The 25,888-nt window shown below is 70.2% G+C and carries 27 protein-coding genes; 12 read left to right on the plus strand and 15 right to left on the minus strand.

From position 1 onward, the window contains the following. Positions 1–18 precede the first annotated feature (18 nt). From treS to OG828_RS45720, 3 genes are all read right to left on the minus strand, one after another. Positions 19–1,737, minus strand: coding sequence for a maltose alpha-D-glucosyltransferase (gene treS / locus OG828_RS45710; protein ID WP_328370755.1), 1,719 nt, complete (start codon positions 1,735–1,737; stop codon positions 19–21). Further along, a complete protein-coding gene (locus OG828_RS45715) occupies positions 1,734–3,719 on the minus strand; it encodes an alpha-1,4-glucan--maltose-1-phosphate maltosyltransferase (protein WP_328504484.1) in 1,986 nt (661 codons plus the stop codon). Before OG828_RS45715 ends, treS begins: the two co-directional genes overlap by 4 nt. A gap of 94 nt (positions 3,720–3,813) precedes the next feature. Next, a complete protein-coding gene (locus OG828_RS45720) occupies positions 3,814–4,113 on the minus strand; it encodes a DUF5133 domain-containing protein (protein WP_328370760.1) in 300 nt (99 codons plus the stop codon). A 268-nt stretch (positions 4,114–4,381) separates the two neighbouring features. Here OG828_RS45720 and OG828_RS45725 point away from each other — a divergent pair, with 268 nt between their 5' ends. Beyond that, positions 4,382–4,894, plus strand: a complete 513-nt coding sequence (locus tag OG828_RS45725; protein ID WP_328370763.1) for a pep a2 — start codon at positions 4,382–4,384, stop codon at positions 4,892–4,894. 20 nt (positions 4,895–4,914) lie between these two features. Further along, the gene (glgX, locus tag OG828_RS45730; RefSeq protein WP_443060315.1) at positions 4,915–7,029 is read left to right on the plus strand and encodes a glycogen debranching protein GlgX; all 2,115 of its coding nucleotides are present in this window, start codon (positions 4,915–4,917) and stop codon (positions 7,027–7,029) included. A 196-nt stretch (positions 7,030–7,225) separates the two neighbouring features. Here glgX and OG828_RS45735 read toward each other — a convergent pair whose 3' ends face one another. Further along, positions 7,226–8,029, minus strand: a complete 804-nt coding sequence (locus OG828_RS45735) for a VOC family protein (RefSeq protein WP_328370769.1) — start codon at positions 8,027–8,029, stop codon at positions 7,226–7,228. 141 nt (positions 8,030–8,170) lie between these two features. Here OG828_RS45735 and OG828_RS45740 point away from each other — a divergent pair, with 141 nt between their 5' ends. After that, positions 8,171–8,491, plus strand: coding sequence for an ANTAR domain-containing protein (locus OG828_RS45740; RefSeq protein WP_328370772.1), 321 nt, complete (start codon positions 8,171–8,173; stop codon positions 8,489–8,491). A gap of 36 nt (positions 8,492–8,527) precedes the next feature. Here OG828_RS45740 and OG828_RS45745 read toward each other — a convergent pair whose 3' ends face one another. Beyond that, on the minus strand, positions 8,528–9,319 hold the full coding sequence (locus OG828_RS45745) for an RNA polymerase sigma factor SigF (RefSeq protein ID WP_328370775.1): 792 nt from the start codon (positions 9,317–9,319) through the stop codon (positions 8,528–8,530). 244 nt (positions 9,320–9,563) lie between these two features. Between OG828_RS45745 and OG828_RS45750 the strand changes: the two genes are divergently transcribed. The 4 genes from OG828_RS45750 to OG828_RS45765 all read left to right on the plus strand — a co-directional run bounded on the left by OG828_RS45750 (position 9,564) and on the right by OG828_RS45765 (position 12,378). Then, the gene (locus tag OG828_RS45750; protein WP_328441998.1) at positions 9,564–10,019 is read left to right on the plus strand and encodes a MarR family winged helix-turn-helix transcriptional regulator; all 456 of its coding nucleotides are present in this window, start codon (positions 9,564–9,566) and stop codon (positions 10,017–10,019) included. Then, positions 10,016–10,858 (plus strand): ABC transporter ATP-binding protein, encoded by an 843-nt coding sequence (locus OG828_RS45755; protein WP_328504485.1) that lies wholly within the window; start codon positions 10,016–10,018, stop codon positions 10,856–10,858. The genes OG828_RS45750 and OG828_RS45755 overlap by 4 nt, the downstream gene beginning before the upstream one ends. Beyond that, the gene (locus tag OG828_RS45760) at positions 10,818–11,666 is read left to right on the plus strand and encodes an ABC transporter permease (protein ID WP_328504486.1); all 849 of its coding nucleotides are present in this window, start codon (positions 10,818–10,820) and stop codon (positions 11,664–11,666) included. Before OG828_RS45755 ends, OG828_RS45760 begins: the two co-directional genes overlap by 41 nt. 190 nt (positions 11,667–11,856) lie before the next feature. Next, positions 11,857–12,378, plus strand: a complete 522-nt coding sequence (locus tag OG828_RS45765; RefSeq protein WP_328370786.1) for a hypothetical protein — start codon at positions 11,857–11,859, stop codon at positions 12,376–12,378. Between the two features lie 3 nt (positions 12,379–12,381). Here OG828_RS45765 and hemC read toward each other — a convergent pair whose 3' ends face one another. The 7 genes from hemC to OG828_RS45800 all read right to left on the minus strand — a co-directional run bounded on the left by hemC (position 12,382) and on the right by OG828_RS45800 (position 18,804). Beyond that, on the minus strand, positions 12,382–13,317 hold the full coding sequence (hemC, locus tag OG828_RS45770; protein WP_328504487.1) for a hydroxymethylbilane synthase: 936 nt from the start codon (positions 13,315–13,317) through the stop codon (positions 12,382–12,384). Between the two features lie 55 nt (positions 13,318–13,372). Beyond that, complete coding sequence (locus OG828_RS45775) at positions 13,373–13,834, minus strand: GNAT family N-acetyltransferase (protein ID WP_328504488.1); 462 nt, start codon at positions 13,832–13,834, stop codon at positions 13,373–13,375. Beyond that, positions 13,831–14,349 carry a hypothetical protein gene (locus OG828_RS45780; RefSeq protein WP_328504489.1) on the minus strand — a complete coding sequence of 173 codons (519 nt, stop codon included), beginning with the start codon at positions 14,347–14,349 and terminating at the stop codon, positions 13,831–13,833. The genes OG828_RS45775 and OG828_RS45780 overlap by 4 nt, the downstream gene beginning before the upstream one ends. A gap of 38 nt (positions 14,350–14,387) precedes the next feature. Continuing rightward, entirely contained in the window at positions 14,388–15,956 is a 1,569-nt protein-coding gene (locus OG828_RS45785) for an MGH1-like glycoside hydrolase domain-containing protein (protein WP_328504490.1), read from the minus strand. A 79-nt stretch (positions 15,957–16,035) separates the two neighbouring features. Then, positions 16,036–16,812 carry an NPP1 family protein gene (locus OG828_RS45790; RefSeq protein WP_328504491.1) on the minus strand — a complete coding sequence of 259 codons (777 nt, stop codon included), beginning with the start codon at positions 16,810–16,812 and terminating at the stop codon, positions 16,036–16,038. A 146-nt stretch (positions 16,813–16,958) separates the two neighbouring features. Continuing rightward, a complete protein-coding gene (locus tag OG828_RS45795) occupies positions 16,959–17,921 on the minus strand; it encodes an ATP-dependent DNA ligase (protein ID WP_328505052.1) in 963 nt (320 codons plus the stop codon). 133 nt (positions 17,922–18,054) lie between these two features. Continuing rightward, positions 18,055–18,804 carry an SDR family oxidoreductase gene (locus tag OG828_RS45800; protein WP_328370801.1) on the minus strand — a complete coding sequence of 250 codons (750 nt, stop codon included), beginning with the start codon at positions 18,802–18,804 and terminating at the stop codon, positions 18,055–18,057. A gap of 114 nt (positions 18,805–18,918) precedes the next feature. On the opposite strand from OG828_RS45800, the gene OG828_RS45805 reads away from it, so the two are divergent. From OG828_RS45805 to OG828_RS45825, 5 genes are all read left to right on the plus strand, one after another. Further along, positions 18,919–19,608, plus strand: a complete 690-nt coding sequence (locus OG828_RS45805) for a TetR/AcrR family transcriptional regulator (RefSeq protein WP_328504492.1) — start codon at positions 18,919–18,921, stop codon at positions 19,606–19,608. 164 nt (positions 19,609–19,772) lie between these two features. Continuing rightward, positions 19,773–20,423 (plus strand): TetR/AcrR family transcriptional regulator, encoded by a 651-nt coding sequence (locus tag OG828_RS45810; protein ID WP_328504493.1) that lies wholly within the window; start codon positions 19,773–19,775, stop codon positions 20,421–20,423. A gap of 169 nt (positions 20,424–20,592) precedes the next feature. Further along, positions 20,593–21,000 (plus strand): MarR family transcriptional regulator, encoded by a 408-nt coding sequence (locus tag OG828_RS49750; RefSeq protein ID WP_443060249.1) that lies wholly within the window; start codon positions 20,593–20,595, stop codon positions 20,998–21,000. Next, positions 20,997–21,362 (plus strand): MerR family transcriptional regulator, encoded by a 366-nt coding sequence (locus tag OG828_RS45820; protein WP_328504494.1) that lies wholly within the window; start codon positions 20,997–20,999, stop codon positions 21,360–21,362. Before OG828_RS49750 ends, OG828_RS45820 begins: the two co-directional genes overlap by 4 nt. 47 nt (positions 21,363–21,409) lie before the next feature. Next, complete coding sequence (locus tag OG828_RS45825; protein WP_328442011.1) at positions 21,410–22,426, plus strand: NADPH:quinone oxidoreductase family protein; 1,017 nt, start codon at positions 21,410–21,412, stop codon at positions 22,424–22,426. Between the two features lie 35 nt (positions 22,427–22,461). Here the strand turns inward: OG828_RS45825 and OG828_RS45830 are convergent, their stop codons facing one another. From OG828_RS45830 to OG828_RS45840, 3 genes are all read right to left on the minus strand, one after another. Next, complete coding sequence (locus tag OG828_RS45830; protein WP_443062536.1) at positions 22,462–23,403, minus strand: alpha/beta hydrolase; 942 nt, start codon at positions 23,401–23,403, stop codon at positions 22,462–22,464. 219 nt (positions 23,404–23,622) lie between these two features. After that, on the minus strand, positions 23,623–23,976 hold the full coding sequence (locus OG828_RS45835) for a hypothetical protein (protein ID WP_443062478.1): 354 nt from the start codon (positions 23,974–23,976) through the stop codon (positions 23,623–23,625). A gap of 198 nt (positions 23,977–24,174) precedes the next feature. Further along, positions 24,175–25,782: an MFS transporter gene (locus OG828_RS45840; protein ID WP_328504497.1), complete on the minus strand. Its 1,608-nt coding sequence runs from the start codon at positions 25,780–25,782 to the stop codon at positions 24,175–24,177. Between the last annotated feature and the right edge of the window lie 106 nt (positions 25,783–25,888).

A 25,888-nucleotide genomic window follows, 5' to 3' on the forward strand; every position in this document is an offset into this window, starting at 1 on the left:
CCTTTCCTCGGCGCCCACTCAGTGGCGTCGGCCGATGCGGGATGCGACTCGGACGAGCCGGAACCAGTAGAAGCCGTGGCCCCCCAGGGTCAGCAGGTACGGAAGTTCACCGATGGCGGGGAAGCGGACCCCGCCGAACAGCTCAACGGGATGCCGGCCGCTGAACTCGCGCAGGTCCAGCTCGGTGGGCTGCGCGAAGCGCGCGAAGTTGCTCACGCAGAGCACCAGGTCGTCCTCGTACTCGCGCAGGAAGGCGATCACCGCCGGGTTGGAGGACTGCAGTTCGGTGTACGAGCCAAGCCCGAAGGCCGGGTTCTGCTTGCGGATCTCGATCATGCGGCGGGTCCAGTGCAGCAGTGACGAGGGCGAGGACATGGACGCCTCGACGTTGGTGACCTGGTGGCCGTAGACCGGATCCATGATCGTCGGCAGGAAGAGCCGGCCCGGGTCACAGGTGGAGAAGCCCGCGTTGCGGTCCGGGGTCCACTGCATGGGCGTGCGGACGGCGTCGCGGTCGCCGAGCCAGATGTTGTCGCCCATGCCGATCTCGTCGCCGTAGTAGAGGATCGGCGAGCCCGGGAGGGACAGCAGCAGGGCGGTGAACAGTTCGATCGTGTGGCGGTCGTTGTCGAGGAGCGGGGCGAGGCGGCGGCGGATGCCGATGTTGGCGCGCATACGCGGGTCCTTCGCGTATTCGGCCCACATGTAGTCGCGTTCCTCGTCGGTGACCATTTCCAGGGTGAGCTCGTCGTGGTTGCGCAGGAAGATGCCCCACTGGCAGTTGGCGGGAATCGCCGGGGTCTTGGCGAGGATTTCCGAGACCGGGTAGCGGGATTCCCGGCGTACGGCCATGAAGATCCGCGGCATCACCGGGAAATGGAACGCCATATGGCATTCGTCGCCGCCCGACGCGTAGTCGCCGAAGTAGTCGACGACGTCTTCCGGCCACTGGTTCGCCTCCGCCAGCAGCACCGTGTCCGGATACAGCGCGTCGATCTCACGGCGGACGCGTTTCAGGAACTGGTGCGTGGCGGGGAGGTTCTCGCAGTTGGTGCCATCGGCCGCGTACAGATAGGGCACGGCGTCGAGCCGGTAGCCGTCGACGCCCAGGTCCAGCCAGAACCGGAGGGCGGCCAGGATTTCCTCCTGGACGGCCGGGTTCTCGTAGTTCAGATCCGGCTGGTGGGAGAAGAAGCGGTGGAAGAAGTACTGGCCCCGTACCGGGTCGAAGGTCCAGTTGGAGGCCTCGGTATCGACGAAGATGATCCGGGCGTCCTGGAACTGCTTGTCGTCGTCGGCCCACATGTAGTAATCGCCGTACGGGCCGTCGGGATTGGTGCGGGACTCCTGGAACCACGGGTGCTGGTCGCTGGTGTGGTTCATGACGAAGTCGATGATGACGCGCATACCGCGCTGGTGGGCGGCGTCGACGAATTCCACGAAGTCGGCGAGGTCGCCGAATTCCGGCAGGACGGCCGTGTAGTCGGAGACGTCGTAGCCGCCGTCCCTCAGCGGTGACTTGAAGAACGGCGGCAGCCACAGACAGTCCACGCCCAGCCACTGGAGATAGTCCAGCTTGGCGGTGATGCCCTTCAGGTCGCCGACGCCGTCGCCGTTGCTGTCCTGGAAGGAGCGGACGAGGACCTCGTAGAAGACCGCTCGCTTGAACCACTCCGGGTCCCGGTCCTTGGCGGGAGTGTCCTCGAAGGTGTCCGGGACGGGCTGGTTGACGGTCATGACGCTGCCGACCCTCCGTTGGGCGCCCGCTCCACGTGGAGCACATGCGCGGGAGCCCGGCCGGGCTCCAGGCGGACGTAGTTGGTCCCGCCCCACCGGTATGTCTCGCCCGACAACTCGTCGTGCACGGACACCGACTCGTGCCAGTCAAGGCCGAGTCGCCGCATGTCCAACGAGACCGTGGCCTCCTGGGCGTGGTGCGGGTCGAGGTTCGCGACCACGATCACCGTGTCGTCGCCCGTGCGTTTGCTGTACGCGATGAGGGCGTCGTTGTCGGTCTCGTGGAAGGTGAGGTTCCTGAGCCTGCGCAGTGCGGGGTGGCGGCGCCGGATGGTGTTGAGCTGGGTGATCAGTGGGGCGATGGTGGTCCCCGCGTGTTCGGCCGCTTCCCAGTCGCGGGGCTTGAGCTGGTACTTCTCCGAGTCGAGGTACTCCTCGCTGCCCTCGCGCAGCGGAACGTTCTCGCACAGCTCGTAGCCGCTGTACACGCCCCAGGTCGGCGCCAGGGTGGCCGCCAGCACCGCCCGCACCTCGAACGCCGGCCGCCCGCCGCGCTGCAGATACGCATGGAGAATGTCCGGCGTATTGACGAAGAAGTTCGGCCGCATATACGACGCCGCCTCACCCGACAACTCGCTCAGATACTCCGTCAGCTCCTGCTTGCTGTTGCGCCAGGTGAAATACGTGTACGACTGCTGGAACCCGATCTGCGCCAGCGTGTGCATCATCGCCGGACGGGTGAACGCCTCCGCCAGGAAGATCACATCCGGGTCGGTCCGCCCGATGTCCGCCAGCACCCGCTGCCAGAACACCACCGGCTTGGTATGCGGATTGTCCACCCGGAAAATCCGCACCCCGTGCGCCATCCACAACCGCAACACCCGCAGCGTCTCCGCGACCAGCCCGTCCATGTCCGCGTCGAACGCGACCGGATAGATGTCCTGGTACTTCTTCGGCGGATTCTCCGCATACGCGATCGACCCGTCCGGGCGGTGATGGAACCACTGCGGATGCTTGTCCACCCACGGATGATCCGGCGAGCACTGCAACGCGAAGTCCAGCGCCACCTCCATCCCCAGCGCACGCGCCTGGCCCACGAACCAGTCGAAGTCCTCGAAGCCGCCCAGCTGCGGATGGATCGCGTCGTGCCCGCCCTCCGGCGACCCGATCGCCCACGGCACCCCCACATCCTCAGCAGACGGGTTGAGGGTGTTGTTGCGGCCCTTGCGGAACGTGGTCCCGATCGGATGGATCGGCGGCAGATACACCACGTCGAAACCCATCGACGCGATCACCGGCAGCCGCCGCGCGGCCGTCCGGAACGTCCCGTGCGGCTGCTGGGGCGTGCCCTCCGACCGCGGGAAGAACTCGTACCACGACCCGAACAGCGCCCGCTCCCGCTCCACCAGCAACGGCAACGCCTCCAACGCCGTCACCAACTCCCGCAGCGGATACCGCCCCAGCACCGCGTCCAGCTCCGGCCCGAAGGCCGCCGCCAGGCGCACCGCGGACGGCAGCGAGTCGTCGAGCATCGTCTTGGCGGCTGTCAGTACCGTCGCCCGGCCCGCGTCCGCCGGCACGCCCGCTGCCATCCGGCGATACAGTTCGGCGCCCTCCTCCAGGACCAGGCCGGTGTCGATCCCGGCCGGCACCTTGATGCGGGCGGTGTGGCGCCAGGTGGCCACCGGGTCGCTCCAGGCCTCGACGTGATACGTCCAGCGGCCCACCGCGTCCGGTGTGACGTCGGCTCCCCAGCGGTCGGAGCCGGGTGCCAGCTCCCGCATGGGCGTCCAGGGGCCGGGTCGGCCGTCGGGGTCCGTCAGGACGACGTTCGCGGCGACTGCGTCATGGCCCTCGCGGAACACGGTGGCGGTGACCTGGAAGGTTTCCCCCGCGACCGCCTTGGCGGGGTGCCTGCCGCACTCCACGGCCGGACGGACGCCGAGGACGGGAATGCGGCCGATGGCCGGAGTCGGACTCATGGGATGACACCTCCGCCATGCTCGTGGCCGGGCACGCCGCCCGGCCGGTGGTTTCAGAACTGCGCCGGAAGGGGGCTCCGCCTGCCTCCCGGGTCTATCTCCCCGCCGGGGAACGCCTCCGCCGCCACGGCGGACCTCGCCGCCGGGTACCGCTCCGCCTGACCCGTCCGGTCTGTTCCCGCAGATAGGTGACCATGCCGGTGCGCAGATAGCGCTCGGCGGCGTCGGCGGCCTCGCGCGCGCACCGCTTGCCCATCAGGACGCAGAGGGTGTAGCCCGAGTCCTCGAAGGTGGCCCGCACCAAACGGTCGGCGGGAGCCGCGAGCATCGCTCGTTCCCAGGCCCGGTACCGCTGCAGTTGCCGGGCCACCTCGGCTTTGGCGGGGAGCAGCATGGCGCAGATTCACCTCCGGATCGCGGCCGCGACACACGGACGGGGCCTTCACACATGGTGCACGCGCGATGACTCAGCGTCTTGTTGGATCTTCAACGACCTCGGATGTGCCTCACCCGTCTCGGATGTGCGCTCGTGTTGCACGAATGGCGTAGCGCTCCCACTCTTGAGGTGACTCAGAAGCGATCAACGCTCACGCTTCGTATTCGGGGCCCGTTCCGCAGGGACGAGAAGGAGCGCGAGCTTCGCAGGTGAGGAGCCAACGACGATGAAGACCGCAAGTGCCTGCTACTACCACCTCGATGTGGAAGTCAGCCCGGAACGCGTCGGACAGGTCAGGCGCATCCTGGCAGCTCACCTCAGGTTCTGGGACCTCGAAAACCTCGTCGAGCCGGTCTGCGGCGGCGCCGAGATGCTGCTCAAGGCGATCGACGAGCACGCGACGGACAAGAACACGTCGATCGAGATGTGGTGGAACGGCCAGCACCTCATCACCGCCGTGGGGGACAACGATCGCGATCTGCGCCCCGACCAGGATCTGCGCGCCTGCCTGGAACGGCTCGCCGCCACCAGCGACGGCTGGGGCTGCTGCGCCACGGACACCGGCAGCAAGGTCATCTGGTTCTCCCAGCGCGCCCGCGCCGGCGCCCGCGTCCCGCTGGTGCCGACGGCCCCCGCGCCGAGCCTGCGGGAGGTCCTCCAGGTGCCCCGCGAAGTGCCCGCCGCGGCCCTCGCCGGCTCCGTGCGCACGGCGGACGACGTTCTGGAGGACGCCCGGTGACCGCGAAGCGGAAGGCAGGGGTGCCCGCGTGGAGCGGGCACCCCTACCCGTTGGGTGCCGCCTTCGACGGGAAGGGCACCAACTTCGCGCTCTTCAGCGAAGTCGCCGAACGCGTCGAGCTGATCCTGGTCGACGACGACGGCACCCACCGGAAGGTCCCGCTCGCCGAGGTCGACGGCTTCGTCTGGCACGGCTATCTCCCCGGCGTCGGCCCCGGCCAGCGCTACGGCTACCGGGTGCACGGCCCGTGGGCCCCCGCCGCGGGCCACCGGTGCAATCCGAAGAAGCTGCTCCTCGACCCGTACACCAGGGCGGTGGACGGACAGGTCGACAACCACGCCTCCCTCTTCGAGCGGGCGCCGAACGGACCCTCCCCGGCCGACAGCGCCGGACACACCATGCTCGGCGTGGTGACCGACCCGGCCTTCGACTGGGGCGACGACCGCCCGCCCCAGCGGCCGTACGCCGACACCGTGATCTACGAGGCCCATGTCCGGGGCCTCACCCGCACCCACCCCGACGTGCCCCCCGACCTGCGCGGCACCTACGCCGGGCTCGCCCATCCCGCGATAGTCGAGCACCTCACCTCCCTCGGCGTGACCGCCGTGGAGCTGATGCCGGTGCACCAGTTCGTGCAGGACGGCGTGCTCAGCGACCGCGGCCTGTCGAACTACTGGGGCTACAACACCATCGGCTTCTTCGCCCCGCACAACGCCTACGCCGCCCACGGCACCCGCGGCCAGCAGGTCACCGAGTTCAAGGCGATGGTGAAGGCGCTGCACGCGGCCGGGCTCGAAGTGATCCTGGACGTCGTCTACAACCACACAGCCGAGGGCAACGAGAAGGGCCCCACCCTCTCCTTCCGCGGCATCGACAACGCCTCGTACTACCGCCTGGTGGACGGCGACTGGACCCACTACTACGACACCACCGGCACCGGCAACAGCCTGCTGATGCGGCACCCCTACGTGCTGCAGCTGATCATGGACTCGCTGCGGTACTGGGTCACGGAGATGCACGTCGACGGCTTCCGCTTCGACCTCGCGGCCACGCTGGCCCGGCAGTTCCACGAGGTGGACCGGCTGTCGGCGTTCTTCGACCTGATCCAGCAGGACCCGGTGATCAGCCGCGTCAAGCTGATCGCCGAGCCCTGGGACGTGGGGGAGGGCGGCTACCAGGTCGGCAACTTCCCGCCGCTGTGGTCGGAGTGGAACGGCAAGTACCGCGATGCCGTACGGGACTTCTGGCGCGGTGGGGAACACACGCTGGGCGAGTTCGCCTCACGGCTGACCGGCTCGTCCGACCTGTATCAGCACAGCAGGCGCCGGCCGCGCGCCAGCGTCAACTTCGTGACCGCACATGACGGGTTCACGCTGCGCGACCTCGTGTCGTACAACGACAAGCACAACGAGGCCAACGGCGAGGGCAACCGCGACGGCGAGAGCACCAACCGGTCCTGGAACTGCGGTGTCGAGGGCGAGACACGCGCCCCGGCCGTGCGGGAACTGCGCGCCCGCCAGCAGCGGAACTTCCTGGCCACGCTGCTGCTGTCCCAGGGCATCCCGATGCTGTGCCACGGCGACGAACTGGGCCGCACCCAGCGCGGCAACAACAACGCCTACTGCCAGGACAACGAAGTCTCCTGGATCGACTGGCGGTTGACCGAGGAGCAGCGGGACCTGCTGGACTTCACCCGGTACGTCATCGGTCTGCGCGCCGCCCACCCCGTACTGCGCCGCCGCCGGTTCTTCCGCGGCCAGACCGCCACCCACGCCGGCCAGCCGGTGCCCGACCTGGTGTGGCTGCTGCCGGACGCGCAGGCGATGACGGACGCGGACTGGCGGCGCTCCGACGCGCACTGCGTCGGTGTGTTCCTCAACGGAGACGCCATCGCCGAACCCGACCCGTGCGGCCGGCCCGTCGTGGACGACTCGTTCCTGCTGCTGCTCAACAGCTACTGGGAGCCGGTCGACTTCCAGCTCCCGGACGTCACCTACGGCGAGCGCTGGACGACTCTGATCGACACCGCCGACCCGGGCGCCCCCGACGAGTCCGAGCACAAGGCGGGCACCGGCATGACCGTCGAGGCCCGCAGCCTGGTCCTGCTGTCACGACCCTCCCGCTCGGCAGGCTGAGGACCAGGGCCTGTCCGGCGGATCATGCTGGCGTCGCGGGGTCTGGCACGCCCATCTGCGGCGTTGTCGTCGGTTGCCGACTCCCCCACGCTCGAACAACCTCGCGCGGGAGGTGCCCCCATCGCCCCCGCTCACCTGCACTGAGGAGGTGCCGTTTCTTGCAGCCGGCCTGATCCGCCGGACAGGCCCTGGCGCGTCAGCGGGCCCGCTGCGAGGTCACCGTGAACTGGGCGCCGTCGGCGTCGCGCAGCACGGCCTCCTCGGCGTTCTCCGACAGCACGCTGCCGCCGTTCAGCTCCGCGGCCCGGGCGCAGGCCGCGACGTCCGTGACCGCGAAGTGGACCTGCCAGTGCGGCCGGATCGTGGGGTCCGGGGCCGACCCCAGCGCCCCCGACTCGATGCGGGCCACGACATCGCCACCGCTGCGCAGGACGACCTCGCCGCCCTCGTAGTGGACCTCGACGGAGCCTGGCCGGTCGGTGGCCCAGTCGAGGATCTCGCCGTAGAAGATGGCGGAGTCGAAGGCGTCGCGGGTGTGCAGCCGGATGAAGGTCGGCGCCGAGCGGCGCCAGGTCTCCCAGTTGCCCACCAGCTCGCCCTCCCAGATCCCGAAGGTGGCGCCGTCCCGGTCGGCCAGCAGCGCCGCACGCCCCGGCGGGAAGGAGATCGGGCCCACCGCCGCCGTGCCGCCGCGCTCCTGCGCGCGGGCCACGGCCTCGTCCGCGCTGGGCACGGCGAAGTAGGGCGTCCACGCCACGGCCATCTGCCACATCGTGGCGATCCCGGCGATCCCGGCGACCGGTGTGCCGCCTGCCAGAGCGATCCGGAAGCGGTCGCCGAGCTTCGCCGTGCGCCAGCGCCAGCCCAGCACCGCCGCGTAGAACGATTCGGTGGCCTCGAGATCGCGGCTGGTCAGGCTCACCCAGCAGGGTGCGCCGAACACGGAGTGGGTGGAGACGACGTCCGTCGCCCCACGGGAGAGTGTCGTGTCTTTGTTCATCGCAGTCGCGTCCTGGTCTCCTCGACCGGCAGCCCCACCGGTGGTCGTCCCAGTGTCCAACCGGAACCGTTCCGGGCGCCTGCCGAGTACCCAGGCGTAGAGTCGGAAACGGCAGATCGGCGCAACCGACCGGAGGTGCTCATGCCCACCGACGGGGGCTCGGAGCGGATCTTCGAGCTGCAGGAAGAGGTCGATCAACTCAAGGAAGCGGTCGCCTCGCATGCTGTCGTGGACCAGGCGATCGGCATGATCGTCGCGCTCGGCCGGGTGACTCCGGGCGAGGGGTGGAAGATCCTCAAGGACATCTCGCAGCACACGAACATCAAACTGCGCAATGTCGCGGAACTCATTCTGATCTGGGGCCGCAGCGGCGTCATGCCGCTGGAGATCAGGGTGGAACTGGAAGAGGGTCTGGACCGCTACGGCCCCACGGAGATTCCCGGCGCACCGCCGGAGCGGTGAGCCGGGAACGGTGTGCGTCGAGGCCCGCGGCCACGGTCAGCGGGCCTCGACGAGGAGTTCCTCGTGCAGCCGGGCGCAGCAGCCGCTGAGCAGCCGTGAGACATGCATCTGCGAGATCCCGAGCTGCTGGGCGATGCGGCTCTGCGTCATACCGCCGAAGAACCGCAGATAGAGGATGGTCCGCTCACGCTCGGGCAGCGCCCTCAGCACGGGCCCGGCGGCCACCCGGTCGACGACGACGTCGTACGACGGATCCGGCCCACCGAGCCCGTCCGCCAGCGCGTACCCGTCCGTGCCGGGCATCTCCGCGTCCAGCGACAGCGCGGTGAAGCACTCAAGGGCCTCCATGCCGGTCCGTACCTCGTCCTCACTGAGCTGCGCGTACTCGGCGATCTCCGCGACGGTCGGGGCGCGCCCCGGAGTCGTGTGGGCCAGCTCCTTCGCCGCACGGCGGACCCGATTGCGTAGGTCCTGCACGCGGCGCGGCACATGCAGCGTCCACATGTGGTCGCGGAAGTGCCGCTTGATCTCCCCGGTCACGGTCGGCACGGCATACGCCTCGAAGGCCCGGCCACGCGACGGGTCGTAGTGGTCGACGGCCTTGACCAGGCCCAGGGCGGCCACCTGGTAGAGGTCCTCCAGGGACTCGCCGCGCCCCTTGAAGCGGACGGCGATCCGCTCCGCCATGGGCAGCCAGGCCTCGACCAACTCGTCCCTCAGTGCCCTGCGCGCCGGCCCCTCGGGCAGCTGCGACAGCCGTTCGAACGCGGCCGCTGTGTCGGGGGCGTCATCATGCGGATGCTGCGTCGTTCCGCCGGCGCTACGCATCGTGCGCACCTCCCTTGGCAGGTGTGCTGGATGGACAGTCACCACGGGAGGCGCGGGCTCGGACCGGAACGAAAGGCACCGGGGACCCATCCCGGCCTCCACGGACGTGCCTCCGGTCCGAAGCACTGAAAGGTGGATTCCCCCACTTGGGGGAATCCAAACAATTCGGTCCATATCGACTCTTGACCTGTCCTTGAGGCAAGGGAGAAGCAATTACCTCTGCTACAGAGCTAATCTCGACCGCATGGACGACGAGACCTTCCCGGAAGAGCTGGCCGACGCGCTCGTCGGGGTGCAGCGGCTGATCCGGCGCCGGCTGCGCCGTGAGATGGCCGCACCGCAGCTGCGCGGAGCCGAAGTGGAACTCCTGCGCCTGGTCGTGACCCGCCCCGGCATCGGCATCTCGGACGCGGCCAAAGACCTGTATCTGGCGAGCAACTCGGTGTCGACGCTGGTCAACCGGCTGGCGACGGAGGGCTATCTGATCCGCGAGACGGACCCGGCCGACCGCCGGGCCGCGCGCCTGGTGCCCACCCCCGCGGCGCGGACCCGGCTGCGCGCATGGCGCACCCGTCGCGCGGACCTCGTACGACAGCAGGTGGCCCGGCTCGACGAGGCGGACCGCGCGGCGCTCCGGGCGGCGATCCCGGCCCTGCGCACCCTCGCCGTCCAGCTGCACGAGGAGGCCGAGGAGTCATGACCCCGGACGCATCGGCCGAACCGCAAGCCGCCGTCTCCTGCACCGGGCTCGCCTACACCTTCGGCGACACGAACGCCGTGGACGGACTCGACCTGGCCGTCCTGGAGGGCGAATGCTTCGGGCTGCTCGGCCCCAACGGCGCCGGGAAGACCACGGCGATCCGCTGCATGACCACCCTCCTGCCGGTCCCCGCCGGCATGGTCCGCGTCTTCGGGCACGACGCCGCGAAGGACCGTATGGCCGTACGACGGCTGCTGGGCTACGTCCCGCAGCAGCTGTCCGCCGACGCCGGACTCACCGGCCGGGAGAACGTCGCCCTGTTCGCCCGCGTCTTCGACGTGGCGCGCCGCGAACGCGCCGAGCGGGTCCGGCAGGCCCTGGCCGCGGTCGGCCTCACCGACGCCGCCGACCGGCTGGCCGGGACGTACTCCGGCGGCATGGTCAGGCGACTCGAACTCGCGCAGGCCCTGGTCAGCGCGCCCCGGCTGCTGATCCTCGACGAGCCGACCATCGGCCTCGACCCCATCGCGCGGACTGACGTGTGGGACCACATCAACGCCGTCCGCGCGGCCACCGGCATGACGGTGCTCGTGACCACCCACTACATGGACGAGGCCGACCAGTACTGCGACCGGGTCGGCCTGATGCACCACGGCCGCATCCGCGCCCTCGGCACCCCGGCGGAACTGCGCCAGGGGCTCGCCGCCCGCCGCGGCACGGACACGCTGCCCACCCTGGAGGACGTCTTCCGGGACATCGCCGGCAGCGGCCTCGACGACCAGTCAGGAGGATTCCGCGATGTCCGAAGCACCCGCCGCACCGCACGCAGGGTCGGCTGACCCCGCGTTCGGGCTGCTGCTGAAGACCCCGGAGCCCCGCGCGGGCTGGCGCCTGCTGCCCGCCCGGGTCGTGGCGATGTGCGCCGTCGAACTGCAGAAGCTGCGCCACGACCGCACCGAGCTCTACACCCGCGCGGTCCAACCCACCCTGTGGCTGCTGATCTTCGGCCAGACCTTCACCAGGCTCAAGGCGATCCCCACCGAGGGCATCCCCTACATCGACTACCTGGCGCCCGGCATCATCGCCCAGTCCGCGATGTTCATCGCCATCTTCTACGGCATCCAGATCATCTGGGAACGCGACGCCGGGGTCCTCAACAAGCTCCTGGTCACCCCGACCCCGCGGGCCGCGCTGATCACCGGGAAGGCGTTCGCGGCCGGAGTGAAGTCGCTGATCCAGGCCGTCGTCGTGATCGCCATCGCCGCCGTGCTCGGCGTGGCCCTGACCTGGAACCCGCTGCGGCTGCTCGGCGTCGCGGCGGTCGTCGTCCTCGGATCGGCCTTCTTCTCCTGCCTGTCGATGACCATCGCGGGGATCGTGCTGAGCCGCGACCGGCTGATGGGAATCGGGCAGGCGATCACGATGCCGCTGTTCTTCGGCTCCAACGCCCTGTACCCCCTGTCCGTCATGCCGGGCTGGCTCCAGGCGGTCAGCAAGGTCAACCCGCTGAGCTATCAGGTCGACGCCCTGCGCGGCCTCCTCCTCGACACCGACGCACACCTGGCGACCGACTTCGCGGTGCTCGTCGTGGCCGCCGCACTCGGCATCACCGCGGCCTCCGCACTCCTCGGCCGGCTCGCCCGCTGATCTAGCCCGCGGACGTGATGTGCGGCACGCCCGAGAGGGCGGCCGCACGCTCCGGAAGCGGATTCTTCCTGCGCAGCGCTTGATCAGTGATCTAGGGGGCGAAATCGCTGGCCACAGCCCATTCCGCTCATTTGACAGTGCGCTGAGCGCACAGATAGGAAGCAGCTCTCTGAGGTCGAAGAGGTGCACCGTGTACGAGCCGAACGTGGTCGGGGACTGGCAGGAGTACGAGGAGCAGGCCGGTCTGCGTGTCCGCGTCCACCAGCTCCGGGCGGCCGAGCCGCCGCGCGGACGTGATGACGCCGCCGAAGGGCTGACGTACTTCACCGTCCGGGTGACCGTCGAGAACCGCGGCGAGCGGCACTTCGGGATCCACCTGGAAGACGGGCAGATCGACGTGCGGGTCGGCCCCGACGGCGAGAGCGCGTTCATCGACTGGCGCAACTCGCAGTTCATCGAGGGCTTCGACGTCTACCCGCTGCGCCGCGCCACCGCCGTGCTGTTCGCGGCGGGCCCCGAAGCCGCCCTGAGCCAGGTCGACGTCCAGGTCCAGCTGCGGGTCGACGAGGAGTGGACCGACCGCAGGCTGTGGGCGGGCGGCGTCGGCCTCGACGAGGGACAGGCCGGTGCGCACACGGCGTCCGGGCGGGAGAGCCTGGCGCACCAGGTCAGCAACTTCCTGCGGGAGCAGGCGGAAGAGGGAACCGCCTGAGCGTCAGTGCGGGATGCCGTCGATGATCTCGCGGGCACCCTGACGCAGCAGGGCCACCGCGACCGACGTGCCGAGGGTGGCGGGGTCGAGCCGCCCGGCCCATTCGTGGGCGTTGAGGCGGGTCTTGCCGTCGGGCGTGAACACACAGGCCCGCAGGGACAGTTCGCCACTCCGGTCGACCTGGGCATATCCGGCGATCGGGCTGTTGCAGTGCCCTTGCAGCACGTGCAGGAACATCCGCTCCGCGGTGGCCTCCCGATGCGTGTCCGGATGACCGAGGGCGCTGACCGCGTCGATGACCTCCGTGTCGCCCTCCCGGCACTGCAGGGCGAGAACGCCCGCGCCGATCGGCGGCATCATGACCTCGGGGGAGAGCACCTCGCTGATCACGTCGGGGCGGTCGATGCGTTCCAGCCCGGCGACCGCGAGCAGCAGGGCGTCCGCGTCACCGGCCGCCAGTTTCGCCAGCCGCCGGTTGGCGTTGCCGCGGAACGGCACGCACTGCAGGTGCGGGTGGGTGGCGGCCAGTTGGGCGACCCGGCGCACCGAGGAGGTGCCGATCCGGGTGCCGGCGGGCAGCTCGTCCAGGGTGAGGCCGCCGGGATGGACGAGGGCGTCACGGATGTCGTCCCGCTTCAGGAACGCCGCGAACACCGTGCCGGCCGGGAGGGGGCGGTCGGCGGGCACGTCCTTGACGCAGTGCACGGCGAGATCGGCCTCGCCGGCCAGCAGCGCGGCGTCGACCTCCTTGGTGAACGCCCCCTTGCCCTCGACCTGCGACAGATCGCCGAGCCACTTGTCGCCGGTCGTCTTCACCGGCACGACCTCGGTGCGCACCCCGGGATGGAGGGCGGTCAACTCGGCGCGGACACGCTCCACTTGGGCGAGCGCCATCGGCGAGTCCCGGGAGACGATACGAATCAGATCGGGCACGGGCATGCGGACACGATAGACCCTCCGCGTGATCCGCCGGTCGCGATCGGCTCGACCTCCGTCAGTCGGCGACCCGGAGGGTGTACCGGAGTTTCTCCTTCGCCCGGGCGCCCAACCGGTCGTAGAAGCGGACCGCACCTTCGTTCCACGCGGGCGTCTGCCACTGGACCTCGGTGATGCCCAGCTGCCGGGCCTCGTCGACCACCGCGTCCATCAGCAGGGGACCGAGGCCGAGGCCGCGATGGCCCGGGGCGAGGAAGAGGCAGTCCATGTGGAGGTACTCGCTCCCCTCCCAGGTGGAGATCTCGGGCGCACAGGTGGCGTAGCCGACCAGTTCGCCGCCGGGCAGTTCGGCCACCAGGCAGCGCAGGCGCGGTGCCGGGGTGCCGAAGAGGAGCCCCGCGAGGCGTGCGGCGAGGTCGGGGGCGGGTGGCGTGGCGCGTTCGTAGGCCGCGTGCTGGGCGGCGAGTTCGGCCACGCGCGGCAGATCGGCAGGCTCGGCGGGTCGGACGCGCGCAGTCACCGCAGGTCGCCCTGGACGGTGTCCGCGCTCCAGGCGGTGAGACGGTCCGCGACCGTCCCCGTGCCGTCGAGGACGCGCCGCGCGTAGACGTCCCGTTCGTACGACAGCACGGCCGCCTCCCAGACGCACGGGGTCAGTCCGGCCCGCCCCGGCCGCAGCGACTCGGGCTGCCCCACCGGTCCTGCGAACACGGCGAGATCGGACATGCATCCCTCGATCCATGTGTGGACCAGCACGTAGTCCCCGTCGCCGCCCGCGTGCACGATCAGCACGGCGAGTCCCAGCGATCCCCGCAACCGGCCCAGCGCCAGGTGGCCTTCGGCGATCCGCAGCGCGGTTCCGGCGTCCCGCTCGGTCACCGTGCGGCCGGGCGCCTCGATGGCGTACGACTTCACCAGGTGGCCGGCGATCTCTCGCGTGCCCAACGGCCGGGTGGCGCGCCCGTGACGGCCCTCGGACAGACCGAGAAGCGACTTGGTGTCGATCGCCGAGGGGAGCCTTTCGTGAAGATCCATGCGTCCATCATTGGGTGCGGCGGCTTGATCGTCCACTGTCATGAGGGCAGCTCGCCGGGCTCGAGCGCGAACTCGACCGTGTGATGCCCCGTCCCGTCCGCTGCCACCACGGGTTGGCCGCCGCGTCCGTCGACCGTGCAGGACCGCACCCGGCTGCCGGACCCGGTGAGGGCGATGTCGAGCGTCATGCCCCGGTAGCGCAGCCCGCGCAGGCTCACCGGACCCCACCCCTCGGGCAGACAGGGGCGCAGCCGAAGCGCGTTCTCGGTGAACGTCAGCCCGAACAGGCCCTCGTGCAGCAGCCGCAGATACGCCGTCGCCGACCAGGTCTGATCGGGCTGCGACACGAAGTGCTCGGCGCGTCCGCTCCCGCCGGCTTGCCAGCCGCCGTCGACGGCACCGCTCACGGAGTCGTACAACTCGTAGAAACCGGAGCCGGAGAAGAGGCCGGCGAGCTGATCCACCGCGCGTCCGAACAGATCGGCGCGGCCCGCGCCGGCGGCGGCCTGTCCGTACAGGCCGTGCACCATCGGCCAGACCATGACGTTGTGCCGCCCGGGCCTGGTGCCGTCGAAACGGGGGAAGTGCGGCCAGACGTTGACGATGCCGTGCGGCTGCCAGTGGGTGGTGTCCAGGACCTGACGGGCCTGGTCGCGGTCCGCGACCCCGAGCTCAAGGGCCAGCGCGAGCCCGGCGCCCTCCTGCGACGTGTCCGTCCGCCCGTCGCCATGGAGGAGGTAGGCGTACGTCCCGGCCTCGGGCCGCCACAGATGCCGGTCGACGGCCCGGCGCAGCTGTGCGGCGTCCGCACGCGAGGACGCCGCCCGATCCGGTTTTCCGAGTACGTCCGCCATGGCGGCCAGGGCCGACTGGGCGCCGTAGTAGAGGCAGTTGGTCGACAGGCACATCAGCCGGTCGGTGCCCGGATGGTCGAGGACGAACGAGGAGCGGACGCGGTCCGAGGCGGGCGGGTCCGGGTAACCGGAGATTCCGTCGTTCATGAAGCCGGGTCCGCGGAACAGGCCGTGGGAGGCGTCGAAGTCACGAATCCGGCGCGCGGCGAGGGTGTTGACGGATGTCTCGTACGCCTTGGCGAGGAAGGCCCGGTCGCCGGTGACGAGGTAGTGGTGCCAGGCGGCCGGGACCCACACGATCTGGTCCCACCACTGGTTGTCCTGCTGGACGATCAGCCCGCCCGGGCCGCGCTCGACGACCGACCACAGTGTGTTGCGGCCGACGTCCGGCGCCAGCAGGCTCACCGCGTGCCACGCGTTGACGGCCGCGTCCCGGGTCCACCGCTGCGGTGCGGGATAGCCGCCACCGGCCCGTACGACGGTGCCGGGCGGGTAGCTGAGCAGTCCGGCCCTGTCGTACACCGACGGGTCGGCGGGGACGGTGTGCGCGCCGGCGAGGTCCTTCAGCGCCTGTGCGTACAGGGCGCCGAGCCGCCGCTGGGTGGCCGGGTCTTCGAAGGCGAGGGAGGGCATGGTGTATCCGTTCCCCACGGCCGCGGCCCGCGCACGCACGGGGACGGCGCCGGAACCGGCCGTTCCCAGCGCGGCCAGGAATCGCCGCCGTGAGATCCGCTGCTGCTCGTCGACCGCCATGTGCCGTCCTCCCGGACTCCCGGAGCCGGGGTGGCTCCGGGAGCCTGGAGAACGAGCGGGCCGATGAACGGTGCCGGGATCAGGCGTTGGGGTCGAACGAGATTCCGGACGGCTTGGCCGAGGCCAGGTGGGAGTTGAAGCTGCCGTCCTTCAGGCCGAAGTTGGCGCTGCCCCAGTTGGCCGCGACGAGCTTGTCGCGGACGCCCGAGGGGTAGCCGTTCCAGCCGACCAGCGGCGGGTACTGCCAGGTGCCCTCGTGGTTCTCCGGCGGCTCGTCGTTCGAGTTCGCCAGGCGGAAGCAGTGCGTGCTGATGCCGTCCTTGTGGTAGACGATCTTCGCGTGCGTGCCGTCGAAGCGCACCGATGAGGCGGCGCTGACGGTGAACGAGCCGTGGTTCGAGGTCGACACGTACTGCACCGCGTTGTTCTGCACCCACACCACGACGTGCTCCCAGTCGTGCCGGTGCCCGCCGATGCTGCTGCCCGCGACGGCCTGGTCCTTCTCGAAGTACAGGCCGTACATGTAGGCGCACCAGCCGTTGTTGCACTTGTAGCGCGAGTACCCGTTGGTGTTGTTCAGGTCCGAGGCGTCCCGGCAGCTGCCGTTCAGGGCACCGGTCGGGTTCAGCCCGCCGTTGAGGGTGCCGTCCGGGCCGATGGCCGGAGTGGAGTAGCAGCCGTCCGTGTCGTAGTCGAACGCGGGCTGATACGTCTGCTCGGCCGACTCCGCGTTGGCGGGCAGCGATGTGGGGGGAGCCGCGAAAGCGGTGGTGGGGATGGCGACGACGAGAGCGACGGCACCGCCCAGGCCGGTGAGCCATCTCCGGCGGTGTATGGCGGACTTCTTCGACGACACTGCGTCCTCCTCTTGGTTCGGGCGCAGCCCAACGGCTGTGGGGGAATGGGGAGTTCAGCATCCCGGACTCCTCCCTTCCGGCCAAGAGGTCACAGGCGTCCCAGTGGTGAAGCGCAGCCCAATAGACGGGAAGAGGTGACGCCGTGTCACACAGGATCGTCCGGTAGGTCCGCCGCCGACTCCTCCGGTGTGAGATCCGGCCTGAGCCGGAGCCAGGACGGCTGGCGCAGCAGCCCCGCCCTGGTGCGGGTGCTGTAGCGGACCTCGCCGACCAGCCGGGGCCGGACCCAGCGGGCGCCGGCCACCTGCGGAACCGGGTCGAAGGGGCAGACGTCCGATGCGGCGGCCCGCAGCAGCCCGGCGAGCTCCTCCCGCTCGGGCTCGCTCCAGCCCGTGCCCACATTGCCGACGTAACGCAGCCGGCCCGCGGCCCGCTGGCCGACCAGGACGGCGCCGGGCAGGCCCGGGGCCAGGAGCCGGCCCTTGCCGGGCACCCAGCCGCCGACGACGACGTCCGCGCTGCGCATGTTCCGGATCTTGATCCAGAACCGGGAGCGCACCCCGGGCTCGTACACCGAGTCGAGCCGCTTGCAGACCAGCCCCTCCAGGCCGTGCTCGCGCGTGGCCCGCAGGGCCCGCTCGCCATGGCCGACCAGCGCGGCGGGCGTCGACCAGAACGGCCCCTCCAATCCCAGCGCCTCCAACTCCCCGCGCCGCCGGGCATAAGAGAGAGGCAGCAAGGAGCGCCCTCCCAGGTGCATCACGTCGAACAGCACGAGATGGACCGGGCTGCGAGCGGCGAGACGGGCCGCTCGGGCGGGCGCGTGGGCCAGGCCCATCCGGGACTGGAGCAGCTGGAAGTCGGCCCGGCCGTTGTCGTCCAGCGCCAGGATCTCCCCGTCCAGCACCGCCGGCGTGACGCCGAGCGCCCCGCCCAGTGGCCGCAGTTCGGGGTAGGCGCCGGTGATCTCCTCCCCGGACCGCGCGCGCAGCACCACGCTGCCGTCCCCGGCGAGATAGACCACCACACGCTGCCCGTCCTGCTTGGTCTCGTAGGCCCAGCGCGCGTCCTGGGCGGCGGGCGGCAGGGTGCCCGGCGTGGCGAGCATGGGCGGGATCAGCGGCAGGGTGGTCACGGCTCAGTTGTCGACGGACCCGCGCGCCGCCACTCGTCCCGCCCGCCGGTTTCCCCTGAACGGCGCTGTCGGCTGGGCGGCGAAGCCGCTGGAGGCGCGGCAGGGGTCAGACGATGCCGCCGTTGGCGCGCAGCACCTGTCCGTTGACCCAGTGACCGGCCGGGCTGACCAGGAAGGACACGACGGAGGCGATGTCCTGGGGGGTGCCCAGGCGCTCCAGTGGGGGCTGCGCGGCGAGACGGGCGATGGTCTCCTCGTCCTTGCCGTCGAGGAACAGGTCGGTGGCGGTGGGGCCGGGGGCGACGGCGTTGACGGTCACGTCACGGCCGCGCAGCTCCCTGGCCAGGATCCGGGTGAGGGTCTCGACCGCGGCCTTGCCGGAGGCGTAGGCGCCGTAGCCGGGGAAGAGCAGTCCGACGACCGAGGTGGAGAAGTTGACGAGGGCGCCGCCCGGACGCAGCCGGCGCGCGGCCTGCTGGTCGACGACGAAGGCGCCGCGGACGTTGGTGCGGTACTGGGCGTCCAGCTCGTCGAGGTCGAGTTCCGCGACGGGGGAGAGGGCCATCCGGCCGGCCGCGTGCACGACCGCGTCGACGCCGCCGTACGTGGCTTCCGCCAGGTCGAACATGGCGGCGACCTCGCCCTCGTCGGCGACGTCCGCGCGGGCGGCCACGGCGGTGCCCCCGGCGGCCTCGATGGTGTGCACGGCCTCCTCGGCCGCGCCCTTGTTGCCCGCGTACCCGACGACGACGGCGAATCCGTCGGCGGCGAGCTGCTGGGCGACCTGCCGCCCGATGCCGCGCGAGGCGCCGGTGACGATCGCGACGCGCTGGTCTGTCTGCTGCGGAGTGGTCATGACGGATTCCTTTCGTAGCACTGCTACGGTGATTACGGATCGACGATAACACAGCCGCGTAGCGCCGGTAACCGGTAACTCGTATCGATGCTACGAATGGCGTACTGTGAACGCATGGATGCGAGGGAAAAGATCCTGGAAGCGGCCGCCGAACTGCTCGCCGCCGCGCCGGTCGCCGATGTCTCGACGCGTGCCGTGTGCGAGGCGGCCGGAGTGGGTGCGCCGATGCTCTACCGGCTCTTCGGCGACAAGGCCGGGCTGCTGTCCGCGGTGGTCGACCGGGGATTCGAGCAGTACCTCGCGTCCAAGCGGGCGGCCCGCCCCAGCGACGATCCGGTCGCCGACCTGCGGAGCGGCTGGGACAACCACATGCGGTTCGCGCTGGACCACCCCAACTACTACCGCCTGATGTACTCACCCGAACTCACCGCACCGCCCGCCGCGGCCAAAGAGGCGCACGACCTGCTGCACGGCATCCTGGAGCGGTGCGCGGCGGCCGGGCGGCTGACCGTTCCGCCCGCCCTCGCGACCCGGGTGATCATGTCGGCGAACGTCGGAGCCGCCCTGTCGATGCTCACCCGGCCCGAGCAGTACCCCGATCCACAGTTCTCGGCCCGGTTGCGCGACGCCGTGATCGACTCGCTGACCCGCCCGGGCGACTCGGCCGTACGCCATGAGGACGCAGCCGTGCCCGTGGCGGCTGCCACCCTCGCAGCCCGCTTGCGGGCCGAACAGCCGGAGGAACTGACCCCGGCGGAGGCGGCGTTGCTTCAGCAGTGGCTGGAGAAACTCTCCGCGAAGTGACGCGTCAGCGGTCCGCGGGCGGCGGCGGTGCGAGCCCCGGCCGGCAGGTCCATCCGCGCCAGTAGGCTTCCGTGTTTGGAACTCGCCGTCGATGCGGCGGACCTGCGGCGGCTCGAGGGACTGGCCGTCGGAGGGCTGAGGGAAGTCCCGGTGAAGTGGTGATCATGGCGGGCAGGGCGATACGTGCGGAACAGGTCAACGCGACCCGCGAGCTGATCCTGACCGCGGCCGAGCGGCTGTTCGCCGAGCGGGGCGTGTACGCGGTGTCCAACCGTCAGGTCAGCGAGGCCGCCGGGCAGGGCAACAATGCCGCTGTCGGCTATCACTTCGGCACCAAGGCCGACCTGATCCGCGCCATCGTCCGCAAGCACGACGGACGCATCCAGGAGATCCGGTCCCGGCTGCTGGCCCAGATCGGCGACTCCACCGACGTACGCGACTGGGTGGACTGCCTGGTGCGCCCCGTACCCGAACATCTCGCGGCCCTGGGCAGCCCCACCTGGTACGCCCGCTTCTGCGCCCAGGTGATGACCGACCCCGCGCTGTACGAGATCATGATCGAGGAGTCTCTCGGCTCACCCACGTTGCGGCAGGTCATCGACGGTCTGCGGCGCTGTCTGCCCGACCTGCCGGCCGACGTGCGTGCCGAACGCGGCGACATGGCACGCCATCTGATCCTGCACGTCTCCGCCGAACGGGAGCGCGCGCTCGCCGAGAACGCCCCCACCCCGAGGGCCAATTGGAACGACGCCGCGACCGGGCTGACGGACGCGGTCGTCGGCATCTGGCTGGCTCCCGTGACACTGAGTCCCTGATCGTCCCGCTGCCCGCCGGTGACGAATACTTGAGTTAGGCAAGCAGAAGGGTAGGGTGCTCGGCATGTCGCCCTTGTCGCCGACGGTCGCCCCGTCACCGGAAACGGTCGAGATCGAGCGGGCCCTCACCCGTGCCGCCTAGCTGAACGCCAGTGCCCGGCGGCACGCCGTGCTGACGGCGCTGGCGGGCGTGCAACTCGACCGGGCGGCGGTGGCACTGCTGCGCGGGCTGGCCGACGCGGAGCCGCTGCGGCTGGGGGAATTGGCCCAGCTGCTCGCCGTGGAGGCATCCCATGTCACCCGGCAGGTGCGGCAGTTGGAGAGATCCGGTCATGTCGAGCGCGTCCCCGACCCGGACGACGGGCGCGCCCTGCGTGTGCGGCTGACGCCCGTCGGTGACGTCGTGGTCGTCAGCGGCACGGGCGGATGGGGACAGCGGTTCGTACGCCGGCTCGGCAGCGGCCGCATCGTGGTCCTCGCCGAGGCCACCCTCGCCTGGAGCCGACGTGGTCTTCGCCTTCGTTGGAGCGCGGAGCGCTGGAAGATTGCGGGACGCCCAGACGTTGTCCGGGCATGAAGATCAGCGAAGCGTCCAAGGTCAGCGGCGTGAGTGCCAGGTCTTTGCGTTACTACGAGGACGAGGGCTTGATCGTTCCTGGGCGATGCGGCAATGGGTACCGGGACTACTGTCGGTCCACCATCGACCGGGTCCGTGTCATCCGCTCACTGCTGGAGTCCGGGCTGCCCGTGCGGTTGATCAAGGAAGTCCTGCCCCACCTCACTGCCCAAGCTGACGCCGACGTTGAGGTGGTGTGCGCGGAATTCCTGCAGGAGGTGCAGAGGTATCGCGATCGGCTCGCCGCACGCATCGTCAGTCTCAGCGATCAGCGGGCGGCTCTCGACGCCTACTTGCGAGAGGCTCGCCGGACCGATCGGTGACCGCGACTTGACCTTGACGTCGGTGTGAGGCTTCTACGGTCCCGTGCATGGAGATCGATGAGCGGCGACACACCGCTGAGCAGACGGTACGGGCACTGGTCCAGAGGTCGCGCCGAGGACCAAGGGACCTGACCCTCACGACAGATCACCGCCTCCCCGCCCCAAGGCCTGGCGAGTATCTGATCCGAGTGGGCGCGGCGGGGGTCAACTTCGCGGACGTGATGCAGGCCCACGGCACCTACGGAGGAGGTCCGCAGGCGCCCTACGTGGCGGGTTTTGAAGCCGCCGGCGAGATTGTGGAGGTCGGCCCGGGAATCGAGAGCCCGCTCCCACTCGGCACCCGTGTCGTCGGCACGGGACCGGGCGCCTTCGCGCAGTACATGACGATGCCGGCCGCGGGGGTTCTTCCCGTCCCTGCAGGCTGGAGCGAAGCCGAAGTCCTGGGCCTGGTGCTGAACTGGGCGACCGCATTGGCGGCGCTGAAGCCGTTGGGCGAGGTCAAGTCAGGTGACGTGGTGCTCGTGCATGCCGCGGCCGGAGGCGTGGGGCAGGCCGCTGTCCGCCTCGCGCGCCACTACGGTGCGCGCGTGATCGCCACGGCGTCACCAGCCAAGCACGACACCGTCCGAGCGCTCGGCGCCGACGAGGTCCTGGACCGCGCACACCCAGGTCTGGCCGAGGCGATCACCCGCCTGACCGGCGGTGTTGACCTGGTCCTTGAATCGGTGGGACGTGCCACGTTCGAGGTCAGCCTGTCGGTCACCAAACCCTTCACCGGCCGCGTCGTCGTGTTCGGCGCCGCCTCCGGAGACGCCAACCTCAGCACGCACGACCTGATCTTCACCCACCAAGTACAAGTGAAAGGCGTGCACATCGGTGCGTTGGCGGCCGCCGCCCCGTCCATCTATCGATCGTTGCTCGTCGAACTCGAGGCGCTCATCGCCCAAGGCGTGTACCCGCCTGGCACCCCCCAGGTTCATCCCCTGGCCGAGGGGCCGACGGTGCTGCGGCAACTCGAAGCGGGCCAGACCCTTGGCAAGCACGCCCTCGATCCCTGGCGCTGAGGAGCGCCAGTGACTCACCGATCCGCCCCGCTCCGTCAGTGGCCCGGCTTAAGGGCGTGCAGCAGCATCGGCAGGGAGCGGTGCAGTTCGCGCTCCCAGTAGGGCCAGTCGTGGGTGCCGGGTCCGTAGAAGTCGGTGGTGAGCCGCACTCCGGCGGCCTTCAGCCGGCCGGCGACAACGTGGTTCATGTCGTTGAGCAGTGCCTCGAGATCGTCATGGGCGCCGGGCGGATCGAACGGGCCGGCGGTGCCGTCGCCGCTCGAGAGGAAAACGGGGATCGAACGCAGCCGGTTCGCGAGGTAGTACGGGTCGTGCGCCTCCCAGATGGCGCGCTGGGCCACGGGATCGCCCCACAGAGCGAGCGGGTCTTCGCCGAACTGCGTCAGCAGGTCCATCAGTCCGGCCGGGAAGTCGCCGTACAGGGGATGCACCACGCCGCTGTAGCTCGCCGCTGCCCGGAACATGCCGGGCTGGCGCGCGGCGTAGAGCAGAGAGCCGAGGCCGCCCATGGACAGCCCGGCGATCACCCGGCGATGGCCGGCACCATAGCCGTGCTCCAGCAACGGGCGCAGCTCGCGCAAGTGGAAGGTCTCCCACGCCGGCGAACCGCCCTTGCCGTGGTTCCACCAGTCGCTGTACCACCCGGCCGGTCCGCCCTCGGGCATGACGACCAGTGTGTTGCGCAGCTGCGGCAGCGACGCGACGTCGGTTTCGCGGGTCCAGCTGTCATACGTGTCGCAGCAGCCGTGGAGCAAGAACAGCACCGGCCACCGCTGGTGCTTCCGCCGCTCGTCCCAGCCGTCCGGGGTCAGCAGACGCACCTTGGCGGTACGCCCCAGAGCGGGCGACGAAACAGTCAGGTCGAGCAGACGGGGCCCGACCTTCTCCTCCGCCACGACCCGGGCGCCGCCCCAGCCCTTGCCACCTCCGCCCTCGCCGCCGACAGCCGCGGTCGCGGTCCCCGGCAGGACGGCCATGACCAAGGTGAGCAGGGCTGTCCAGATCAACAGACGGGTAGGGCGAGGGTGCACGGCGAGCCTCCACTCCCAGCGAACCGATCGGCCACGGATCAGTACCACTGGGGAGCGTACGGACGGCTGGGGCAGGGGTCACTACACCAGGCAGCTGAAGTTCGGCGAAAGGGCCGTGTTTCAGCCGTAGTTGAGGAAGTAGGGCCCAGCTGCGTGCCCGCCGGGTCAGAGGGATGCCAGCCAGGTCGCCGTGTCATGGGGGTGGCCGAAGCGGCGGGTGTCGAGAGGGGCGAAGCGGGGATCGCGGACACGGTGCTCGACTTCGCGGCGGCGGGTCCCGTGTTGGGACCAGGCCCACCAGGCAGGGTGCTCCCGGCTCATCCAGCCCGTCCAGGTTTCCCTGTTGCCGCCGAAGAGGACCTCGCGTCTGAGGCTGCGCCGGAAGGACCGGCGCAGTACGCGGGGCATGATGACGCGTTTGGGATAGTCCAGCCAGATCACGGTGTCGGCCCGGTTCCAGAGCAGGTCACGGACTTCCGGATAGCCGAGTGAGTCGATGATCCGGAGAGGCTCGGCCATCTCGTGGTACGGCAGGCCCAGACGACCGCTTAAGGTCTGAGCGAGCGTCGATTTGCCGGCACCGGTGACGCCAACCGCCAAGATCCGTTCCACGGGTGAGCCCTATCCCGGCGCCCCGAGAGGAATGCTCCTGCGCCGCTGAGTTGGGGCAGGGCGGCGGCAGACAATGCCCGCCGCCAGCCTGTGTTTCCTACGCGATCACCGGGCGACGATCGCCTCGGCGACCTCGGCCTCGGCCTCGTCCACCGCCACGGGGGTGGAGTTCTTCGGGCCGCGCAGGGCGATGTAGACGAACAGCGCGGTCATCACCGCGACGCCTGCCCACATCGCCTGCTGCCAGCCGTCGACGAACGACTGCTGGGCGGCATCGACGATCTGCTGCGCGTCCGAGCCCGCGCTGCCCGAGACCTCGACGGCGTTGGCGACGCCTTCGCGGGCGGTGTCCGCGGTCCCCTGGGGGACGCCGTGCAGTCGGTCGTCCATCGCGCTGCGGTAGCCGGCGGACAGGAGCGCGCCCAGCATGGCGACGCCCAGCGCGGTGCCGAGTTCGCGGGTGATGTCGTTGAGTGCGGAGGCGACGCCCTGCTTCTCACGCGGCAGCGAGCCGGTGATGGCCTCGGTGGAAGGCGTCATGGACAGGCCCATGCCGATGCCCATGGCGAGCATGCCCGGCAGGATGGTCAGGTAGCCGCCGTCCACGGAGACGAACAGCGCCATCAGCACCAGGCCCACGCCGGCCAGCGCGATGCCCACGGCCATGGTCGACCGTGCGCCGATGCGGGCGGCCATCGTGGGGGCCAGGCCGGAGGCCATCATCATCATGACGGCCATCGGCATCATCGCCACCGTCGACAGCAGTCCCGACCAGCCGAGCACCGCCTGGAAGAACGGGAACAGGACCACGGCGATGCCCGCCTGGACACCGAAGACCACCAGCAGCGTGATCGAGCCGCCGGCCAGGCCACGCTCCCGGAACAGGCGTACGTCCAGCAGCGATGCGTTTCGGCGGTGCAGTTCCCAGGCCACGAAGCCGATGCCGGCGATGAGGCCGACGGCGAGGCTGATCGCCGTCGCGGGGGCGGTCCAGCCGCGGTGCGGTCCCTCCTGGAGGACGAAGATGAGGCCGATGACGGCGACGGTGGAGACCAGCGCGCCGACGGTGTCGAAGGAATGGGCCGAGCGCTCACGGGAGTTGGGCACCGACTTCAGTGTCATGCCGAGGGCCACGATGACCAGGGCCACCGGCAGCACGAACAGCCAGCGCCAGTCCGCGACATCGACCAGGAGCGCGGAGAGGAACATGCCCAGGATGCCGCCGCCTCCGGCGACGCCGGTCCACACGCCGATCGCCTTGCCGCGCTGCTCCTCGGGGAAGGTGGAGGTGATCACGGCGAGCGTGATCGGCATGATCATCGCGGCACCGACACCGCCGGCCACCCGGGCCGCGATCATGACCTCGGCGGTCGGGGCCACGCCCGCCAGGATGTTTGCGACACCGAAGATGCCAAGTCCGGCGGTCAGCATGGGCTTTCGGCCCAGGCGATCACCGATCGCGCCGAGCGGCAGCAACAGTGCGGCCAGGGCCAGGGTGTAGATGTTGATGATCCACAGAACCGTGTTCTGTGAGGCCCCGAACTCGACGGCCATGTGGGTCTGGGCCACGTTCAGCCCGGACACCGACGCGATGACGGCCATCAGTGCGATGGAGACGGCGATCAGGATGGTGCGCAGCTGACGCGCGTCCGGTGTGCCGCCCTCGCCGCCGGCTATGGCGGCGGCCCCCTGTGCGGGCTGGTTCGTACTCATGGATTCCTCTGGTTTCCTCTCAAAAGGGCATGGGCGAGTTCGGCGTCGGACTCTGCCCGGACGCCGGAATGCGGAGGGAAGGAACGGCAGTGCGCGCTGCGGATGT

Origin of the sequence: Streptomyces sp. NBC_00457 (assembly GCF_036014015.1) — a bacterium.
Lineage (GTDB): Bacteria > Actinomycetota > Actinomycetes > Streptomycetales > Streptomycetaceae > Streptomyces.

Excerpts from the sequence above, each read along its gene's own strand:
- treS (WP_328370755.1), bottom strand. The coding sequence starts at position 1,737 with ATGACCGTCAACCAGCCCGTCCCGGACACCTTCGAGGACACTCCCGCC.
- OG828_RS45715 (WP_328504484.1), bottom strand. The coding sequence starts at position 3,719 with ATGAGTCCGACTCCGGCCATCGGCCGCATTCCCGTCCTCGGCGTCCGT.
- OG828_RS45720 (WP_328370760.1), bottom strand. The coding sequence starts at position 4,113 with ATGCTGCTCCCCGCCAAAGCCGAGGTGGCCCGGCAACTGCAGCGGTAC.
- OG828_RS45725 (WP_328370763.1), top strand. The coding sequence starts at position 4,382 with ATGAAGACCGCAAGTGCCTGCTACTACCACCTCGATGTGGAAGTCAGC.
- OG828_RS45735 (WP_328370769.1), bottom strand. The coding sequence starts at position 8,029 with ATGAACAAAGACACGACACTCTCCCGTGGGGCGACGGACGTCGTCTCC.
- OG828_RS45740 (WP_328370772.1), top strand. The coding sequence starts at position 8,171 with ATGCCCACCGACGGGGGCTCGGAGCGGATCTTCGAGCTGCAGGAAGAG.
- OG828_RS45745 (WP_328370775.1), bottom strand. The coding sequence starts at position 9,319 with ATGCGTAGCGCCGGCGGAACGACGCAGCATCCGCATGATGACGCCCCC.
- OG828_RS45750 (WP_328441998.1), top strand. The coding sequence starts at position 9,564 with ATGGACGACGAGACCTTCCCGGAAGAGCTGGCCGACGCGCTCGTCGGG.
- OG828_RS45755 (WP_328504485.1), top strand. The coding sequence starts at position 10,016 with ATGACCCCGGACGCATCGGCCGAACCGCAAGCCGCCGTCTCCTGCACC.
- OG828_RS45760 (WP_328504486.1), top strand. The coding sequence starts at position 10,818 with ATGTCCGAAGCACCCGCCGCACCGCACGCAGGGTCGGCTGACCCCGCG.
- hemC (WP_328504487.1), bottom strand. The coding sequence starts at position 13,317 with ATGCCCGTGCCCGATCTGATTCGTATCGTCTCCCGGGACTCGCCGATG.
- OG828_RS45780 (WP_328504489.1), bottom strand. The coding sequence starts at position 14,349 with ATGGATCTTCACGAAAGGCTCCCCTCGGCGATCGACACCAAGTCGCTT.
- OG828_RS45785 (WP_328504490.1), bottom strand. The coding sequence starts at position 15,956 with ATGGCGGTCGACGAGCAGCAGCGGATCTCACGGCGGCGATTCCTGGCC.
- OG828_RS45795 (WP_328505052.1), bottom strand. The coding sequence starts at position 17,921 with ATGCTCGCCACGCCGGGCACCCTGCCGCCCGCCGCCCAGGACGCGCGC.
- OG828_RS45800 (WP_328370801.1), bottom strand. The coding sequence starts at position 18,804 with ATGACCACTCCGCAGCAGACAGACCAGCGCGTCGCGATCGTCACCGGC.
- OG828_RS45805 (WP_328504492.1), top strand. The coding sequence starts at position 18,919 with ATGGATGCGAGGGAAAAGATCCTGGAAGCGGCCGCCGAACTGCTCGCC.
- OG828_RS45810 (WP_328504493.1), top strand. The coding sequence starts at position 19,773 with ATGGCGGGCAGGGCGATACGTGCGGAACAGGTCAACGCGACCCGCGAG.
- OG828_RS45820 (WP_328504494.1), top strand. The coding sequence starts at position 20,997 with ATGAAGATCAGCGAAGCGTCCAAGGTCAGCGGCGTGAGTGCCAGGTCT.
- OG828_RS45825 (WP_328442011.1), top strand. The coding sequence starts at position 21,410 with ATGGAGATCGATGAGCGGCGACACACCGCTGAGCAGACGGTACGGGCA.
- OG828_RS45830 (WP_443062536.1), bottom strand. The coding sequence starts at position 23,403 with ATGGCCGTCCTGCCGGGGACCGCGACCGCGGCTGTCGGCGGCGAGGGC.
- OG828_RS45835 (WP_443062478.1), bottom strand. The coding sequence starts at position 23,976 with ATGGCCGAGCCTCTCCGGATCATCGACTCACTCGGCTATCCGGAAGTC.
- OG828_RS45840 (WP_328504497.1), bottom strand. The coding sequence starts at position 25,782 with ATGAGTACGAACCAGCCCGCACAGGGGGCCGCCGCCATAGCCGGCGGC.